Origin of the sequence: Pseudomonas hormoni, assembly GCF_018502625.1 — a bacterium.
In the GTDB taxonomy this organism is placed as follows: Bacteria; Pseudomonadota; Gammaproteobacteria; order Pseudomonadales; family Pseudomonadaceae; genus Aquipseudomonas; species Aquipseudomonas hormoni.
Window position 1 is genome coordinate 2,453,862 of record NZ_CP075566.1, and the last position, 16,270, is coordinate 2,470,131.

The window sequence follows — 16,270 nt, forward strand, 5'->3', positions numbered from 1 at the left end:
CATGCGCTGCAAGCGTTCAAAGAACATCCGGCTGCATGGCCGGATGCTCGCGCAGGCCATCGACGATGTGGTCAACAAAACTGCGCACCCGCATCGAGGCCTTGCGCCCTTCGCGGTACACCACGTGCACCGGCAGCGCCGGTAACTCATAGGGCTGCAACACACGCCGCAATCGCCCAGTGTTCAAATACTCGTACAACGGATAGCTCAGACAACGGGTAATGCCGGCGCCATAAGCGGCTGCATCGATGGCCGCCTGTACCGTCGCGCAACTGATCCGTGTACGGGCTTTTAAGTGATTCACCTCACCGTCGTGTTGGAAGTCCCACTGGACTCTGTCTCGATAAGCATGGGTGGCGACCAGTCGATGATTTTGCAGATCCTCAGGTACGCCGGGCTCACCGTGAGTAGCCAGATAAGCGGGGCTGCTGCATACCATCGAGCGTACGTAGCCCACCTGTCGTGCGATCAATGACGAACTTGGTAGATTGCCGACCAGCACCGCCACATCGATGCCCTCTTCATTCATGTTCGGAAAACGATCATGGTATTGCGCAAAGACTTTTACCTCGGGATACAGACTCATGTAGTCCGTCAGAATCGAGGTCATGACATAACGGCTGAACAGCAAAGGCATCAGCACCGTGAGATTGCCTTGGGCCTGAACGTGCAAGCCCTTGGCCGAAGCCTCTGCGTCTTCGATGGCCCTGAGAATGCGTGAACAATCGGCCATGAAGCCGGCGCCGGCCTCGGTCAGCGACACCCCACGGGTGCTTCGAAGTAACAAAGGCACGCCAAGACGTTCCTCCAGCCGTGCAATGGCACGAACGACCGTAGGTCCGGACACATCCAGACGACGGGCCGCAGCAGCCAGACTGGGACGCTCCGATAACGCTTCGAACATCAGCATTTCATGGTAGCGATCCATCAGTTGGAACCCTTCACCACAGCCTTGAGCGCCGAATCCTTGCCGAGTCGATCCGCGAGAAAATCCACGAAGGTACGAACCTTTGCCGGTATTCGGGTGCTCTTGAGGTAGACCACTTGAATGGGCAGCGCAGGTGGTTCGAAGTCCTCCAGCACCAATTCCAGTTCGCCAGCCGCCACCTGGTTGGCCACCTGATAGGACAACACCCGCGTGACGCCCCAGCCCAGGCTGGCGATATTGATCGCGGCCTGATTCGCGGTGACCACCAATCGCGGTTCAAATCGAAAGCTCAGTGCATTGCCGTCATTGACGAATTGCCAGTCGCTCAGCAAATGGCTGGCCGAAGACATGACGATGTTGGCGGTACTGAGTTCACCGGGATGACGCGGCCTGCCGTAGCGCTCAAAATAATCGGGGGTACCGCAGATCACCTGACGTACTTCGCCAACTTTGATGGCGTGCTGATTAGCCTCATGCAAGTGGCCGATGCGTATGGCCACATCGATACCCTCGTCAGCCATGTTCACGACACGATCCACCAGCAAGGCATTGAGGTGCACCGAAGGAAACTGGTCCACGTAGTCGGCCAGCAGCGGCGCGATGTACAACTCGCCAAACAGCACCGACGCGGTCACGGTCAAATGCCCGCAGGGTATCGAGTAACTACCGGCAGCCGCCTCCTCCGCCTCGTCGATATCACTGAGGATACGCCGACAATCCTCGAGATAGCGTTGACCCGCTTCGGTGAGATGCAGGCTGCGAGTGGTTCGAGAAAGGAGCTGTGTGCCGATTCGCTCCTCCATCGCGGCAATGGCACGGGTCACGCTGGGGGGAGAGATATTCAACAGGCGGGCGGCGGCGGCAAAGCCTTCTTCCTCGGCTACTGCCATGAATATCTGCATTTCTTGAAAACGATCCATAGTCGCCCCTGTCTTGATGAGAGGACAGCGAGGTATCTGGCCGCTAGCGCGGGAAGACCTGATTGCCAGTATCGTCGGCTACAGCGACTTTCGCACGCGCCGTCGGGCTGGCTGCATGTACGTACAGCGTCCTGGGAGAACCGCGAGACAAATGAAAAGGAACTGGCCGGAATTATTCTCCCGGCAAGCTCCTTCAGAATCGAGTCAAGCCTCTTGCAAGCCTACAGCAGTACGTTGCATGCCAACGAAGTTCGGCAACCCTTCGATGCTGCTCAACCAGGCACGGACATTCGGGTAGTCAGTCAGCGCCACGTTACCTTCCGGTGCGTGGGACACGTAAGTGTAGGCAGCAACATCGGCGACGGTCGGCTTGTCGCCGGCCAGGAATTTACTCTGACCCAGCTCCTCCTCCATGACCTTGAGCAGGGCATGAGAACGTTTGATCGTATCTTCGGCGTCATAACCGGCACCAAACACGGTGATCAACCGCGCGGAGGCAGGGCCCGAATTGATTTGACCGGCGGCCACCGACAACCAGCGTTGAACCTTGGCTTGCTCTGCCGGATCGGTCGGCAGCCATTGGCCCTTGCCATATTTGGCGGCGAGATAAACCACGATGGCGTTGGAGTCTGCCAGGACGGTGCCGTTGTCATCGATCACCGGCACTTGGCCAAAGCGGTTGAGAGCCAGGAAGTCAGGCGCTTTGTGCGCGCCCTTCATCAGATCCACGAATACCAGTTCGGTTGGCAGTCCCAGCAGGGACAGCATCAGTTCGACCCGATGGGAGTGGCCAGACAAAGGGTGACGATAAAGTTTGATCGCTTGCTGGGACATGACGTGCTCCGATGTTGTTTGAGTTCGACCCGGTGATCGCGTCGATGGAGTTATCTTCCCCTCCTCTCATAAACAGCGGAATGACCAGCAATTACAATCCAGCATTTCACTGCGTGTAATGATCATTTTTTTTTGCCGAAGCTACTGCCCCACCGACACTCCCAACATCAGGTCCATAAAGGCGACTGACGCCGCGCTGTGATAGTTGTTTTTACGCCGTAACAGGGCGGCTCCGCGCCGTGGCCCCTTGTCCAGCAGCGCGATCCTGCGCAAGGCTCGGTCCTGGGTAGCGATGGGCTCCGGAAGAATAGTGGCGACCGCAGTGTGCCGCATGACTTCCAGCAAAGTGTTGACCGAATTGACCTCGATCACCACCTTGGGTGTGATCTGCGTCTTGGCGAAGTACTCGTCAATACAGATGCGGGTAGCGAAGTCGGGAGTCAGCAACGCAAAGTCCAGTTGAGCGACCTGCTCGGCGGTCAACGGTTTCTTACAGTCGTATAACGGATGATCCCGCCCCACCACCAGCCCCAGGGTTTCAATAAAAGCCGGGATCGTTTCGATGTCCGGGTTTCTCACCTCATCAAACGCAATGGCGATATCCAGCGAGTCATCCGCCAGGCCGGTTTCGATATCGGCCATGGAGAGTTCAAAGATCTCAAGATGGATATTTGGATAGAGAGCCTTGTAGTCGCGCATCAACGGTCCTACCAGGTACGCCATGAACGTCGGTGTCATGGCCAGGCGCAGGGTGCCGCGGGACAAATCCTTCACATCGTGCAATGCGCGCTTGCCAGCTTCCAACTCAACCAATACACGACGTGCACATTCGATGTAAGCCTGCCCCGCATCGGTAGGTTTTACCGTGCGCGAGGTCCTGTCGAACAGCACAACGCCTAGGGTCTCTTCCAACTGTCGGATCTGTTGCGACAAGGTCGGCTGGGAAACATGCAGCGCCTCGGCGGCGCGGGTGAAGCCGGAGTTATCGGCAACAGCCAACAGATATCGCAAGTGTCGTAGCAGCATGGGATTTCTCCTCTATAGGCCCCGCTTATGCGTTGCATTGTATATCGGTCTTGGACGCTATCGAGCAACCAGCAGAACATTGCTTCACACCCAAGCAACACCACCCTGGCAAACAGCCAACTAGCAAACCCGATAGGAGAAACACCATGCAACAGTCCCACGCTTACAACGACACCAGCCTCGAGCTGACCGCGAAAATCCTCGACGCCAAGGCGCGTAAAAACCTGTCCTTCGAAGACATGGCTCAAGGCACCGGCCTCGGTCTGGCTTATGTCACCGCCGCGCTGCTCGGTCAGCACCCACTGCCTGAAGCCGCTGCCAAAGTGATCGGCGAAAAACTCGACCTGGACGCCGACTCGGTCGCCCGTCTGCAAATCATCCCACTGCGCGGCAGCCTGTCGGGTGTTCCAACGGATCCGACCATCTACCGTTTCTACGAAATGATTCAGATCTATGGCACCACCCTGAAAGCCCTGGTTCACGAGCAGTTCGGCGACGGCATCATCAGCGCGATCAACTTCAAGCTGAATATGAAGAAAGTCGAAGATCCAGAAGGCGGTCACCGTGCAGTGATCACCCTCGATGGCAAGTTCCTGCCACTGCGCCCTTTCTAAACGGATACCGGCCCGCAGTGCGGGCCATCACCCACAAACTCCACGGAAAAGACTATGAAAACCATGAACACTTTTTTTGCTTTGTTCCTGACCGTAGCTGCTGGCAGCGCGTTCGCCGCTAATGACGTACAGACTGGGCGCACCGGCGTTCCATTCGATGTGACAAAAACCATCAGCATCTCCGATACCAGCCAGGCCTGCGGGATTGTGCAAGCCGAGATGGTGTATGAAGACTCCAAAGGTGAGCGGCATATCGCAACGTACTTGGTCGAAGGAGGTGGTTGCAGCACGGGCTGAGAAATCACAACGCTACAACACCCAGCATGGTTGTAACCTTCCCGGCAGTTTTACCCTGTAATTGGCACACACCGCCCGGATCGGGCTGCGGTTACAAATTTCATTACCCAACATCCACATGGCACCTACACTGCAAGATGAGCAAAATTTCGTATAGGGAGATAACAAACCGGCAGGCTTAAAACTGGAGTCACGGACGCTACAGAGTGAGCTGCCTAGGTAAGTTCATCTATAGTCAGTGACGCCCATGAATACGGCATCAGCTATCGACTCGCTTATGCGGTCACTTTACCGAAAACCAGCGTGCCAGGTCGCACGAGCTTGCGAATCATGAACGGGTCAGCGAGCGACTCTTCGGACACTCAATGTCCCCAGTCGATCACCTTCGGCCAATTTCATCTGCTCCCTGCCCAACGACTGTTATTGAAAAACGGAAAACCGATTGAACTCGGTAGCCGCGCTCTCGACGTCCTGATTGCACTGCTCGAACATGCGGGTGAGGTGGTCAGCAACCGCGATCTGATCAGAATGGTCTGGCAGGACGTGATTGTGGATGAGAGCTGCTTGCGTGTGCATATTTCCGCATTACGCAAAGCTTTGGCCTGTGCCGAAACAGACGTGAGCTATATCGCCAACGTTCCTGGTCGCGGCTATAGCTTCGTGGCCTCCGTTACCCGTGATTGTGATTCTGACACTGCCCAGGTGTCGCCTACGACCTCGATCGGCGCGCTGCCGCCGCGCCTGCTACGAATGGTAGGCCGCGATGAAACAGTGCCCGCCATAGCGCAGCTGATCAAACTCCACCGTTTCGTGACGATCTGCGGCCATGGCGGTATGGGAAAAACGACGCTTGCGCTGGCAGTAACTCATCATTTGGCAACGCATTTTGGAAGCCTGGTTCTCTTCCAGGATATGAGTTCCATTGCCGATCCTGCTTTGTTGCCAGGCATTCTGGCGTCTGCTTTAGGCATCCAATATCGGGGGATGGACCCCCTTCAGGAGCTAATGGCTTTTTCACAAGAACAGCGATTGTTGCTGGTGCTTGATAGCTGTGACCACATCATCGTTGCCGCCACTTACCTTGCAGAAAAGCTGTATGGAGAAACCGAACACGTACATATTCTGGTGACCAGTCGCGAGCCATTGCGGGCTGAAGGTGAGCATGTCCATCGATTGTGTCCTTTGACCTGTCCGCCGGAGATGTGTGGGTTGACGGCAACTGACGCGTTAACGTTTTCGGCGGTGCGATTACTTGTCGAGCGAGTTCATAACAATGATAACGCGTTCATCCTGAGCGACAACGACGCGCCGATGGTTGCGCATATTTGTCGCAAACTCGATGGCATGCCTTTAGCGATAGAACTGGCAGCTGGCCAAGTCGAGGCCTATGGGATTCAGGGCATTGCCGAGTTACTGAATAATCGTGTCAGCCTTTTTTGGGACGGCAGGCGGACAGCGCTGCCACGCCATCAATCGCTAATGGCTATGTTCGATTGGAGTTGTGACCTGCTATCTGAAACCGAAGCTATGGTGCTACGACGGTTGTCGGTTCTCAGCGGTGTTTTTTCCCTGGAAATGGTCACGGCAATCGTCAAATCGGAAGTCGATGAGTCATTGGTTATCGACGCGATTGGACGCCTGGTCACGAAATCTTTGATTCTGGTTGAGCGTGCTGGTCGGTCGATGCGTTACAAGCTGCCACATACAATGCGGGCCTATGCACTGGAAAAGCTACGTACCAGTGGTGAAGTGGATTTGACGATCGAACGTCATGCCATTTACTTGTTATCAATGCTGGAACGACTGAACGTGCCAGGGGAAACGCTTCCTGAATACGAGCGAATTCAACTGTACATTGAGCACTTGGGGAACATTTGCTCAGCATTGGAATGGGCGTTTTCCAATCATCGCAACCTGCTGCTCGGTATCCGTCTCGCCGCGGCATCCGCACCACTATTCCTTGGTTTATCGATGCTCGATGAGTGTCGACGGTGGAGTGAGCGAGCCTTGGCGGCACGGGCCGAAGTAACCAATGGAGCGCCACCGCTCGTAGTGCAGCATTGGCCACGGTCAATCCCTCCGATGATGACGTCAGGGACCCAACATACCTTGCCGATCAACCATCACAAGGGAATTGAATCCGTCGCAAATCCAGACGACAACCTACTTCGTCAATCGCAGAATTTTGATCTTCCTGGATCTGAGGGGAAACGGAGCCCTCATGATATCCAGTGGCAGAACCTAAATCTCAGTACGCGAATTACTGAACCGAAAATTATCGCCATGATGCAGTGGACGCTGGAAAACAGTGGGCGTCCTGCCGGCGTGCCGGGGTTCTCGTTCCGAATATGCAAAGCGAATTCAGACCTAAAGCCGCCGCTCGTGAACGAGGACGAATTTTCCTTCGGTTATGACTATCGCATTCGAGCACTGGCATCTTTGGCTAGAGTTTTATGGCTACGCGGATACCCGGATCAAGCTGCCCGAATTGGACGACAAGCTTTGGGTGACGCCTACAACTTGCGCCATCCCGCGACCATCTGCCTTTCGCTCATTTATGTGGCAACGGTTTTTTTATGGGTGGGTGATTGGAACAATGCCGAACAGACAATTGATAAACTCATCTCGACGGCCGAAGAGCATGCCTTCGGGCACGATCATGCCGCGGGTATAGGTTTAAAAGGCATTCTGCTGATCGGCCAAGATAGAGTGGATGCAGGCATACACCTCTTGCATGACTGCTTAAACGTGCTGAGCATTGAGAACCATCAGGTGCTCACCACCATGTTTGTAAGATGCCTTGCAAAGGGTGTTGCGGCCAAAGGCCGATATGACAATGCGATCGAAATCGCCAGCGGCGCACTGGAAATGGTCGAGAACGTCGGAGAAACATTTGATACCCCAGAAATTTTGCGGGTGACCGCAGACTTGTATGCGTATCGACCGAGCCCAGACCTGGCCCTGGCCGAGCAATACTTGAATCGCTCACTGGCCTGCGCCGAACGTCTATCGGCCTTGGCTTGGGAACTGCGCACCGCTATCTCTCTTACCCGTCTGCATCTTTTGCAAGGCCGGGACGCCGAGGCAGGCCAGCGACTTCAGAGCGTCTACAACCGATTTTCCGAGGGCTTTGATTCAGCTGATCTGCGTGCTGCAAAACAATTGCTGAACTCATTGAACAAGCAAAGCGCATTGAAACTCACCCCAAGAGGACATCCTGCCACGAGGCCGGACTCAACCCCGTGACATGCGGCTCAATCAAACCTTGCCACCCAACATTCCGAGTACTTCTTCGGTAGTCCATACGGCGTTTGCCATGAACCGGTAGTTGATTATCGCTGCCAGATAACCATCACCTTCAGGAAGTTTCGGTCCCGCCACGGCATCACGCACCACCGCCACTTCGAACCCCTGTTCGAGCAGCTCGCGCATGTGTGATTCAACACATAGATTAGCCAGCATCCCCGTCAGAATGACCTGGTCAACGAGCTGCTTGCGCAACTGGAGAGTCAAGTCGTTGACCTGTGGGCCGTACAGCTTGTGAGGTGAGCAAACGAAGGTTTTACCGTCCTCAATATAGGGCTTGAACTCCGGCATGAAGTCGCTTCCCGAGTTGGCAAACCCCTCCAGATCGATGGCACTCTTGCGGTCAAAAAGTTTCATTGAGTGCTGCATGACTTCCACGGGAGCCTGGATCTTCCAGTTGTGATCAGTGGCCCAGTAGTAATGCGGTGAAATGGCGACGGTGATACCTGCCGCCTTGGCGGCCTTGAACAAGCTCAATAGGTTCGGGACGAGATTCTGTTCCGTCACTGATTCCCCCGTCATTGGCCACGCAAGGCCCTTGGAACTCATGAAATCGATCTGCGGATCGATCACCACAAGAGCTGCCCGGGATAGATCCAGCTTCATAGTCGATTTCGGCAGCGCTGGATTTTTCGGAGCGGCGTATTTCTCAAGTCCTGCGGGTGCAGCTTTTTCGGCGCCGAATGCAGGCATTGCGCCTGCTGCCACGGTTGCAACAGCACCCATTACAAATGAGCGCCTACCGATGGGATAGAATTTCTCAGACATGATTTCTCTCCAGTCAGTTATGACCTTCAACTGCGTAGAAATGCCAATAGATCCTTGTTGAGGTGTTCTCTATGGGTTTCCGTCAATCCGTGGGGCGCCCCCGGATAGACCATCAGGGTTGCATTAGGAACAAGCTTTTTCGAGGCTCGGCCGGCGGCATCGATCGGCACGATCTGGTCATCGTCGCCATGGACGACCAGGGTCGGTTTATCGAATTTTTTTAGATCTTGGGTGAAGTCAGTTTCCGAAAAAGCCTTTATGGAATCGAAGGTGTTTTTAAACCCACCCACCATTCCCTGACGCCACCAGGAATCGATCATTCCCTGGGAGGTTTTGGCCCCTGACCGGTTGAAACCATAGAATGGGCCCGCTGGAATGTCCCTGAACAACTGCGAGCGGTCGGCGATCATCCCGGCACGAATGCCGTCGAATACATCAATAGGTAAACCGCCTGGATTCGCAGCAGTTTTCAACATCAGCGGGGGTACGGCAGATATCAGACAAATTTTCGCCACTCGCGATGTGCCGTGCCTTCCCACATAACGAGCCACTTCGCCGCCGCCAGTGGAGAAACCCATGATTGTGGCGTTTTTCAAATCCAGGGTATTGATCACCGTGGCCAAGTCATCGGCATAGTGATCCATGTCATTTCCGTCCCACGGTTGGCTGGAGCGACCATGTCCCCGGCGATCATGAGCAATCACCCGGAATCCCTGATTTGCCAGGAAAAACGCTTGACCATCCCAACTGTCGGAGTCGAGAGGCCAGCCGTGACTGAGGGTTACTACCGGCCCGGTTTTTGGGCCCCAATCCTTGTAGTAAAGAATCACACCGTCGCTGGTGGTGATCGTGTTGGATGTGACGTTGTGCGATTTTGCCGGCTCAGCTGTTTGTGCTTGAGCGGACTTTGGCAACACGGTGGTAATGGCTGCGCCTAGGCCGATTAGCACGAGGCTACGGCGCGTCGCCTCATCAGGAGAAAGCGGAGATTGGTCTGCCATTTTTCAACTCCGTGGGCTGGCAACGAGATCAGTGACACCTGATCATGTTATGAGCGGGAGAAGGGAAAACTATGAGCGTCCGGAGACGTGGCAACGAGTAAAGAGATGTTAAACGGTGTTATGAAATGCAAAGCACCAAACTGGGTCCACGCACCAAAATGGGTATGGTTGGACTAAGGATCCTGCCGAAGGTTATTCCGGCAGATGGATGTGCGACGCGAAAAATAAACTGGACTCCAGTCGCATAAAAACGTTTTTACACAACCTCAATCGAGGTTGTGTAAAAACGCCAAAGAGGGATTTTGAATGTCAGATCCAAGCTTATCGAAGGGTGACGTTCCGTCGTTGCGTAGGGCAAAATTTCTTCGATCACCCTACAAATTATTGCGGTGGTGTGGCCTTGAAGCTGGGCAGTTCCTGAATTCGTGTCCACCAGTCAGCGAAGCCTTTGGTGGCAAATATTTCCTCTGCGTCCGGCGTCATCGATAAGTAAGCACATGCCGGTGCCAGGTACAGGTCGCCGATGCTCAATGCGGGCCCGCCCAGAAACGGATCGTTACCTTTGATCTTCATCAACTCGCTGAGCACCAGTTTCGACTTCTCGATGCCTTGAAGGCGAGAGGCGTCGTTCTGCCCGCCAATGAAGTCGGGGAACAGGTAATAACCGAAGACGGAGGCCATCGAACCATAACCATAGGAATCATAGATCGCCTGGGCCATGTGGCTCCTGGCGCGGTCCCGAGCAGTTTTGGGCGTCAGTGAAATGCCAGGCAGGACTTCATCCAGGTAGCTCATGATCGCACTGGTTTCAATCACCCTGAAATCGTCGTGATCGATGACCGGCACTTTCCCGAACGCATTCCGTGCGAGGTGTTCCGGCTGATGCGGTTCACCTTTCATCACGTTTACCTGTAACTGATTGAATTCCGCTCCTTTTTCCTTCAGCAGCATTTTCACCGTACGAACGTATGGACTGCCGTCAAAACCGTAGAGAGTAAGGCTCATGACGCGTGCTCCAACATAGATGGACGTTATCGAGCCCCTGGCTTGTAAGCAGTGTTGCGATGCCAGAGGAATCGAGTCTGCAACACATCAAAACGAGCTTGTCGGTATACGGGAGCAACGGCGGCAGGCAGGCCGCGAGGGAGGTCAACGTCAATTTGACGGTGCTGTAACCGATGTTGGTGGTGACGTACACCTAGGCAAGCCCATTCAATGTAGACCAATCCAATGACAAGTGAACGGAGTGTTCACGACCCTATTTATCGACATACGCTCTCCCCTGCTCCGCTCAAACCAATTCGAATTTCAAGCAAAAGCGCGAGGCTGATTCCGTTTGTTCTTCTGTGCGAGCTTACCCACAACCCGAATGGCAATTGCCGAAAACATGATGCCAAACGGCAATACATACCAGGCGCTCAGGGGGATGCGTTTGAAGTTGGAGTAAGCAAAAACTGCTGCTAGCACCCACATGCCGGTGAGGTGCAAGGCCTTCCAGGTCTTGCGACCAATCAGACGTGTGGTGGTCTTGAAGGACGTAATTGTCATCAACAGGATAAACAAATAGCCAAGCGTGCCAGGGATGTTGGTGATAGTGCTTCGACCGGGCCAGAACTCGGTGTTCAGCTGACCGTACTTGTAGATCAATACCGCATGCAGCAGGTGAGAGAACGCGAATGCCAGACCAATGAAACGACGCTCGCGCACAAGCGCTTTGGAAAACGAGGACGGTACCAAAACAGCGAATGCAGAGGCGGTGAAAGCCACAAGAAACAGAGCAAACGAGGTTCGCGCGGTGGCGCGGATTGCGCTACGTAGACCTTCAACTAAATCTGGATTCAGCGCCAGTATCAACGCCGTCATCACCAATATCAGCAAACACAGCAGACCGAACAGCGACCAGCCTTCGTAACGAGGTAATTGAACTTTCATAACAACGCTCTTGAAAAAGTATTTGGATTGGCCGTCTGCTGTCATCTGCCAAGGACAGGTGTACGCAGGGTCACAAATTCCTCTGCCGAGGTCGGGTGCACGCCGATGGTTTCATCGAACAGGCGCTTGGTCGCACCCGCTTTCAACGCGATGGCCAGCCCCTGGATGATGTCTCCGGCGTCGGGCCCCACCATGTGCGCGCCCAAGACCCGATCAGTGACAGCATCCACCACCAGCTTCATCAAGGTCTGCTCAGACGAATCCGTGAGGGTCAGTTTCATCGGCTTGAATCGGCTTTCGAAAACGGTCACATTGTGGCCATTCTCCAGCGCCTGTTCCTCAGTCAGCCCAACGGTTCCAATGTTGGGCTGGCTGAACACAGCAGTGGGAATGTGGCGGTAATCTACTGGACGATATTCTTCAGGCTTGAACAATCGACGAGCGACCGCCATGCCTTCCGCCGTGGCGACTGGGGTCAGTTGCACTCGGCCGATCACATCACCCAACGCCAGAATCGATGGCTCGCGGGTTTCGAAGTTGTCGTTGACGTCGATGTAACCCTTTTCATTGAGTTCGACTCGGGTATTTTCCAGGCCCAGATTGTCGAGCATTGGCCGGCGGCCAGTGGCGTAGAAGATGCTGTCGGTTTCCAGTTGACGACCGTCGTTGAGTGTCGCCAGTAGACTACCGTCAGACTGTTTATCGATCTGGACGATATCGGTGTTGAATTCCAATTGCAGACCGCGTTTGGTCAGCTCCTGCACAAGGTGCGTACGAACCGATTTATCGAACCCGCGCAGGAACAGATCACCGCGATACAGCAGGCTGGTGTCGGCACCCAGGCCATTGAAGATGCCGGCAAATTCGACGGCGATGTAACCGCCGCCGACTACCAGTACTCGCTTGGGCAATTGCTCCAGAAAGAATGCTTCATTCGATGTGATGGCATGCTCGCGACCTGGAATATCCGGAATTTGTGGCCAGCCGCCTGTTGCAATCAAAATGCGTTCGGCGCTGAAACGCTGTCCATTGATTTCCACATGATGCGCGTCGGTCAGTCGTGCATGACCTTCGAGTAACGTTACGCCGCTGTTGATCAGCAGTTTGCGATAAATACCATTGAGTCGTTCGATCTCACGGTTCTTGTTGGAGATCAATTTTTCCCAGTCGAATTGAGCCTTGCCGGCCGTCCAGCCAAAGCCCTCTGCCTGTTCAAAGTCGTCAGCAAAATGGGACCCGTAGACCAGCAGTTTCTTCGGTACGCAACCGACGTTGACGCACGTACCACCGAGGTAGCGACTCTCGGCAACTGCCACTTTCGCGCCGAATCCTGCGGCAAAACGCGCTGCACGGACACCGCCGGAACCTGCGCCAATCACAAACAAATCAAAGTCGTAGGTCATCTCAATTCTCTGCAAGGTCGCACAACACATGTGCAGCCAAATATCGTTAAAGGGGAGAAAAACGAGTTTTCAATGCACGCAAAATCGGGCCGCACAGTTTCAGGACCGAAGCCTTGTTCTGACGCGTGCTGGATCTGTGCGTGACAGGAGCCGCTATGAATTCGCTAGCCAGCGCTCCCATCAATTGGGGCAGCAAAAAGCCGCCTTCGTATTCGGTAAGGGCCATGGCTGGAGTATCCAACCAAGGGTTACCGTCGCAGGAATAAGCGACATCAATCATGTGGGAACTCCCTGGATGGACACTGCATTAACCCGAAATGGGTCAACTGCTTCTGCGTTCAGTCTCACCATGTATGGGCAATTAGAGAACCAGCAGGGATGTCATGACTTAATTGTGCTGAGTGAAATAATCCAGAGAGGCGTTACTACGGAAATACTGATGAGGCTCGAACATCAACGTCTTATGCGAGATTATTGATAGCCAGCCTGAAAATCGTCGACGACCTGGACAACGCCATCGCCTTGTTCGACCGCTCCAGCCCGCAGTTCACTGTGTCGCTGATCAGCGAAGATGCGACGACTCAGGAGCGTTTCTACAACGCGGTCAACGCGCCTTTTGTCGGCAACGGGGTCACCCGTTGGGTCTACCGCCAGTACGCCCTCAACAAGCCGGAACTGGGCCTGTCGAACCGGGAAAGCGGGCGTTTGTTTGCCCGCAGCGCGATTCTCTAAGGCGATGGCGTGTTCACCATTCGCAGCCGCATGACGCAGGCCGGTTTGCCCGTCAAACGTTAAGGCACAAAGGCATTCAGCGTACGTCTCGGTAGCATCAGGGCGTGCGCTCTTCGTTACTGCTTGATCAGGAACTGTCGGGTAAGGTCGGCGACCTCATCCAGCCGGGTATCCATCACAAAATGCCCTCCGTCGAGGATAGCGATCTTTGCGTCGGGCAAGTCTCGACTGAATGCTTCAGCACCTGCGACAGTGAAGGCCAGGTCATGCTTGCCCCAGATAACCAACGTAGGCAGGTGATGTTCACGAAGCCATTGCTGCCAACTTGGGTAGGCCTCCAGGTTGGTGCGATAGTCAAAGATCAATGCCATCTGAATCGCACCTTCACCAGGGCGATTGAGGAACGCTACTTCGTCTTGCCACAGATCAGGGTTGTACGCTAACACGTCCGGATCACTCCCGATGTGGCGCTGCCGGGTCACGTCAACGGACAGATGTGCCGCCTGAAACTTGGCCTCATACGCGTTACGGTCGGCCCAGTAAGCCTTACGGCTGTCCCACATCTTGCCCAAACCTTCCGCGTAGATATTGCCATTCTGAAACACCATGGAAGTCACTGCGTGCGGCCTCGCCATCGCCAGCCGCATACCGACCGGTGCACCGTAATCCTGCATGAATAGGCTGTATTTCTTAAGCCCGACAGTATCAGTGAAGTGTTCGATCAACGTTGCGAGATGATCAAACGTATAGACAAACTTATCCGGTGTAGGCGCATCGCTGTTGCCAAATCCGGGGTAGTCCGGTGCGATCAAGTGAAAGCGGTCGGCTAACTGCCGCATCAGTCCGTCATACATTCGTGATGAGCTGGGTACTCCATGCAATAACAGCACTGCGGGGGCGTTGACGTCGCCGATTTCTCGATAGGCGATATTCACACCATCAACCAACACTTGGCGATACATCATTTTCGGCATTTCGGCTTGAGCATCTCCGAAGCCAAACATGAACGGCAATGCTAGCAGCGTCAGGTATTTGAATAGGGACATCACCGGTGCTCCAGAGTCGTGCAGAGTAAGTCTGCTGAGAGGTTCAAGTCAGAGCGCTGTATCGCGCTCACGTGAATACTCAACACACCGGCAACTGATCGGAATGACTACCTATGACAATGCGGTATTTCACCGGGTGAAAGAATGGTGCTCAATAACATGTCGACCTCACAGATGGAAACCACCTGGACACCTTCGCGCCAGCGGTCAATGGCGTTATTGGTCATTTCTGGGTTTTAGTCGCTGGGCATTGCGAGCAATATTTCACTTGGCCGCCCTACCCCAAAATGTGGGCCATTGGGCGGCATTTGTTTTGTATCTATGTGACGATCAAACGCGACATTCGCGGAGTAATTGCCGAGCGGAGTCCGCCATCACCGGCAGAGAGCCAGCGAGCATCAGCACGTCCTTGAGTACCAGGCGACCGCCACCGGAAAGGTAAGGAAAACCGTGTTGGGCGTCACCGAGAGCCCCCACCCAGGCTTCGGGTGTAGTGATCAGAAAGCTCAAAGTCACCAGTGGCGTACCGAAAGCCAATGCACCACCGAGCAGCCCCATGCGTCGCGAGATCGGATTGGACAGCACTAACAAACCAATTAGGAGTTCGACTCCGCCCAACCCGATCGAGAACCCGTAAGTGTTGTTGGCAGCCTGCCAAGAACGCTTCTCGACGTTCAGTTCACCTTCATGGGTCAGGTGAGCCTTGTACTCTTGCGGGTGTTCGTAGAAGAACGACATGAAGGGGCTGTTGGCGACAAACGGTGTGATGCTGTCCGCCTCATACGGGACGAACTTGAGTGCGCCGATCCACAGGAAAACGATGCCGATTGCCAGTCGCATGAGCGATGCGCCAAAAGTATCCACTTTACTGAGGAACCGTAACCAGGTTGCAAATGAGGTGAACATGAGACTTCTCCAGAAAATTAAATGTGGAGCAAGTCTGCGGGTTTATCGAACGGCGCTTTTGTTCGTCATGCTCAAGTTGTTGCTCGATCGTCTCAATGTGACCTTCACGTTTCAATGACGTAAAAAAGCCCCGGCACTTTGCAGTGTCGGGGCTGCGGGTGAACGCGATGGCGGACTAGCTCTTCAACGTATCAAATGCTTCAAGCGTTCGCAGCGAATAGATGTACGCAGCACCCGCGTTCATCGAGATAGCCGTGGCCAGGGTCGCCGCCACCTCTTCGCGGCTCGCGCCTGCCTTGATCGCTGCGTTCGTATGTGCGGCGATACAACCATCGCAACGAGTAGTGACAGCGACGGCGATCGAGATCAACTCGCGTGTCTTGACATCCAGCACATCGTTTTCGGCAGCGGCTTCACCGAGTGCCATGTAGGCTTTGACCATCTTGGGGTTGCTCTTGCCCAGTGCGCCGAAGGCTTTCTGGATAGTGGGCAATAATTCGGACCAGTTATTGAACATAGCGTTAATTCCTGAACAGGTTGAGTGTACTGTTTCGACA

At 54.5% G+C, this 16,270-nt stretch carries 16 protein-coding genes and 1 pseudogene; 4 read left to right on the forward strand and 13 right to left on the reverse strand.

Features of this window, described 5'->3' with window-relative positions; genetic code table 11:
- Positions 1-16: 16 nt before the first annotated feature.
- The 4 genes from KJF94_RS11410 to cynR form a co-directional block, all read right to left on the reverse strand.
- Positions 17-928: a LysR family transcriptional regulator gene (locus tag KJF94_RS11410; RefSeq protein ID WP_214383444.1), complete on the reverse strand. Its 912-nt coding sequence runs from the start codon at positions 926-928 to the stop codon at positions 17-19.
- The gene (locus KJF94_RS11415) at positions 928-1,848 is read right to left on the reverse strand and encodes a LysR substrate-binding domain-containing protein (RefSeq protein WP_214383446.1); all 921 of its coding nucleotides are present in this window, start codon (positions 1,846-1,848) and stop codon (positions 928-930) included. The genes KJF94_RS11410 and KJF94_RS11415 overlap by 1 nt, the downstream gene beginning before the upstream one ends.
- Before the next feature lie 204 nt (positions 1,849-2,052).
- Positions 2,053-2,682: a glutathione S-transferase family protein gene (locus KJF94_RS11420; protein WP_214383448.1), complete on the reverse strand. Its 630-nt coding sequence runs from the start codon at positions 2,680-2,682 to the stop codon at positions 2,053-2,055.
- Between the two features lie 141 nt (positions 2,683-2,823).
- The gene (gene cynR / locus KJF94_RS11425) at positions 2,824-3,708 is read right to left on the reverse strand and encodes a transcriptional regulator CynR (RefSeq protein WP_214383450.1); all 885 of its coding nucleotides are present in this window, start codon (positions 3,706-3,708) and stop codon (positions 2,824-2,826) included.
- Positions 3,709-3,854: 146 nt separating this feature from the next.
- On the opposite strand from cynR, the gene cynS reads away from it, so the two are divergent.
- The 3 genes from cynS (at position 3,855) to KJF94_RS11440 (ending at position 7,865) form a co-directional block, all read left to right on the forward strand.
- The gene (gene cynS / locus KJF94_RS11430; protein WP_214383452.1) at positions 3,855-4,322 is read left to right on the forward strand and encodes a cyanase; all 468 of its coding nucleotides are present in this window, start codon (positions 3,855-3,857) and stop codon (positions 4,320-4,322) included.
- A gap of 54 nt (positions 4,323-4,376) precedes the next feature.
- Positions 4,377-4,619: a DUF2790 domain-containing protein gene (locus KJF94_RS11435; RefSeq protein WP_250548271.1), complete on the forward strand. Its 243-nt coding sequence runs from the start codon at positions 4,377-4,379 to the stop codon at positions 4,617-4,619.
- A gap of 330 nt (positions 4,620-4,949) precedes the next feature.
- Entirely contained in the window at positions 4,950-7,865 is a 2,916-nt protein-coding gene (locus KJF94_RS11440; RefSeq protein WP_214383454.1) for a winged helix-turn-helix domain-containing protein, read from the forward strand.
- Positions 7,866-7,877: 12 nt separating this feature from the next.
- On the opposite strand, the gene KJF94_RS11445 is transcribed toward KJF94_RS11440, so the two are convergent.
- From KJF94_RS11445 to KJF94_RS11470, 6 genes are all read right to left on the reverse strand, one after another.
- Positions 7,878-8,618 (reverse strand): cysteine hydrolase family protein, encoded by a 741-nt coding sequence (locus KJF94_RS11445; RefSeq protein ID WP_205012909.1) that lies wholly within the window; start codon positions 8,616-8,618, stop codon positions 7,878-7,880.
- 101 nt (positions 8,619-8,719) lie between these two features.
- On the reverse strand, positions 8,720-9,694 hold the full coding sequence (locus KJF94_RS11450) for an alpha/beta fold hydrolase (RefSeq protein WP_214383456.1): 975 nt from the start codon (positions 9,692-9,694) through the stop codon (positions 8,720-8,722).
- Positions 9,695-10,075: 381 nt separating this feature from the next.
- On the reverse strand, positions 10,076-10,699 hold the full coding sequence (locus KJF94_RS11455) for a glutathione S-transferase family protein (protein ID WP_214383458.1): 624 nt from the start codon (positions 10,697-10,699) through the stop codon (positions 10,076-10,078).
- 303 nt (positions 10,700-11,002) lie between these two features.
- Positions 11,003-11,626, reverse strand: a complete 624-nt coding sequence (locus KJF94_RS11460) for a ferric reductase-like transmembrane domain-containing protein (protein ID WP_214383460.1) — start codon at positions 11,624-11,626, stop codon at positions 11,003-11,005.
- A 41-nt stretch (positions 11,627-11,667) separates the two neighbouring features.
- On the reverse strand, positions 11,668-13,029 hold the full coding sequence (gene gorA / locus KJF94_RS11465) for a glutathione-disulfide reductase (RefSeq protein ID WP_214383462.1): 1,362 nt from the start codon (positions 13,027-13,029) through the stop codon (positions 11,668-11,670).
- Between the two features lie 46 nt (positions 13,030-13,075).
- Positions 13,076-13,309, reverse strand: a complete 234-nt coding sequence (locus tag KJF94_RS11470; RefSeq protein WP_214383464.1) for a hypothetical protein — start codon at positions 13,307-13,309, stop codon at positions 13,076-13,078.
- Between the two features lie 203 nt (positions 13,310-13,512).
- On the opposite strand from KJF94_RS11470, the pseudogene KJF94_RS11475 reads away from it, so the two are divergent.
- A pseudogene (locus tag KJF94_RS11475) lies at positions 13,513-13,824 on the forward strand (aldehyde dehydrogenase family protein); the annotation flags it as partial.
- 53 nt (positions 13,825-13,877) lie between these two features.
- On the opposite strand, the gene KJF94_RS11480 reads toward KJF94_RS11475, so the two are convergent.
- The 3 genes from KJF94_RS11480 to KJF94_RS11490 form a co-directional block, all read right to left on the reverse strand.
- Positions 13,878-14,807: an alpha/beta fold hydrolase gene (locus KJF94_RS11480; RefSeq protein WP_214383466.1), complete on the reverse strand. Its 930-nt coding sequence runs from the start codon at positions 14,805-14,807 to the stop codon at positions 13,878-13,880.
- Positions 14,808-15,137: 330 nt separating this feature from the next.
- Entirely contained in the window at positions 15,138-15,713 is a 576-nt protein-coding gene (gene rclC / locus KJF94_RS11485; protein ID WP_214383468.1) for a reactive chlorine resistance membrane protein RclC, read from the reverse strand.
- 175 nt (positions 15,714-15,888) lie between these two features.
- A complete protein-coding gene (locus KJF94_RS11490) occupies positions 15,889-16,230 on the reverse strand; it encodes a carboxymuconolactone decarboxylase family protein (RefSeq protein WP_214383470.1) in 342 nt (113 codons plus the stop codon).
- Between the last annotated feature and the right edge of the window lie 40 nt (positions 16,231-16,270).

Excerpts from the sequence above, each read along its gene's own strand:
- KJF94_RS11410 (WP_214383444.1), bottom strand. The coding sequence starts at position 928 with ATGGATCGCTACCATGAAATGCTGATGTTCGAAGCGTTATCGGAGCGT.
- KJF94_RS11415 (WP_214383446.1), bottom strand. The coding sequence starts at position 1,848 with ATGGATCGTTTTCAAGAAATGCAGATATTCATGGCAGTAGCCGAGGAA.
- KJF94_RS11420 (WP_214383448.1), bottom strand. The coding sequence starts at position 2,682 with ATGTCCCAGCAAGCGATCAAACTTTATCGTCACCCTTTGTCTGGCCAC.
- cynR (WP_214383450.1), bottom strand. The coding sequence starts at position 3,708 with ATGCTGCTACGACACTTGCGATATCTGTTGGCTGTTGCCGATAACTCC.
- cynS (WP_214383452.1), top strand. The coding sequence starts at position 3,855 with ATGCAACAGTCCCACGCTTACAACGACACCAGCCTCGAGCTGACCGCG.
- KJF94_RS11435 (WP_250548271.1), top strand. The coding sequence starts at position 4,377 with ATGAAAACCATGAACACTTTTTTTGCTTTGTTCCTGACCGTAGCTGCT.
- KJF94_RS11440 (WP_214383454.1), top strand. The coding sequence starts at position 4,950 with ATGAACGGGTCAGCGAGCGACTCTTCGGACACTCAATGTCCCCAGTCG.
- KJF94_RS11445 (WP_205012909.1), bottom strand. The coding sequence starts at position 8,618 with ATGCCTGCATTCGGCGCCGAAAAAGCTGCACCCGCAGGACTTGAGAAA.
- KJF94_RS11450 (WP_214383456.1), bottom strand. The coding sequence starts at position 9,694 with ATGGCAGACCAATCTCCGCTTTCTCCTGATGAGGCGACGCGCCGTAGC.
- KJF94_RS11455 (WP_214383458.1), bottom strand. The coding sequence starts at position 10,699 with ATGAGCCTTACTCTCTACGGTTTTGACGGCAGTCCATACGTTCGTACG.
- KJF94_RS11460 (WP_214383460.1), bottom strand. The coding sequence starts at position 11,626 with ATGAAAGTTCAATTACCTCGTTACGAAGGCTGGTCGCTGTTCGGTCTG.
- gorA (WP_214383462.1), bottom strand. The coding sequence starts at position 13,029 with ATGACCTACGACTTTGATTTGTTTGTGATTGGCGCAGGTTCCGGCGGT.
- KJF94_RS11470 (WP_214383464.1), bottom strand. The coding sequence starts at position 13,309 with ATGATTGATGTCGCTTATTCCTGCGACGGTAACCCTTGGTTGGATACT.
- KJF94_RS11480 (WP_214383466.1), bottom strand. The coding sequence starts at position 14,807 with ATGTCCCTATTCAAATACCTGACGCTGCTAGCATTGCCGTTCATGTTT.
- rclC (WP_214383468.1), bottom strand. The coding sequence starts at position 15,713 with ATGTTCACCTCATTTGCAACCTGGTTACGGTTCCTCAGTAAAGTGGAT.
- KJF94_RS11490 (WP_214383470.1), bottom strand. The coding sequence starts at position 16,230 with ATGTTCAATAACTGGTCCGAATTATTGCCCACTATCCAGAAAGCCTTC.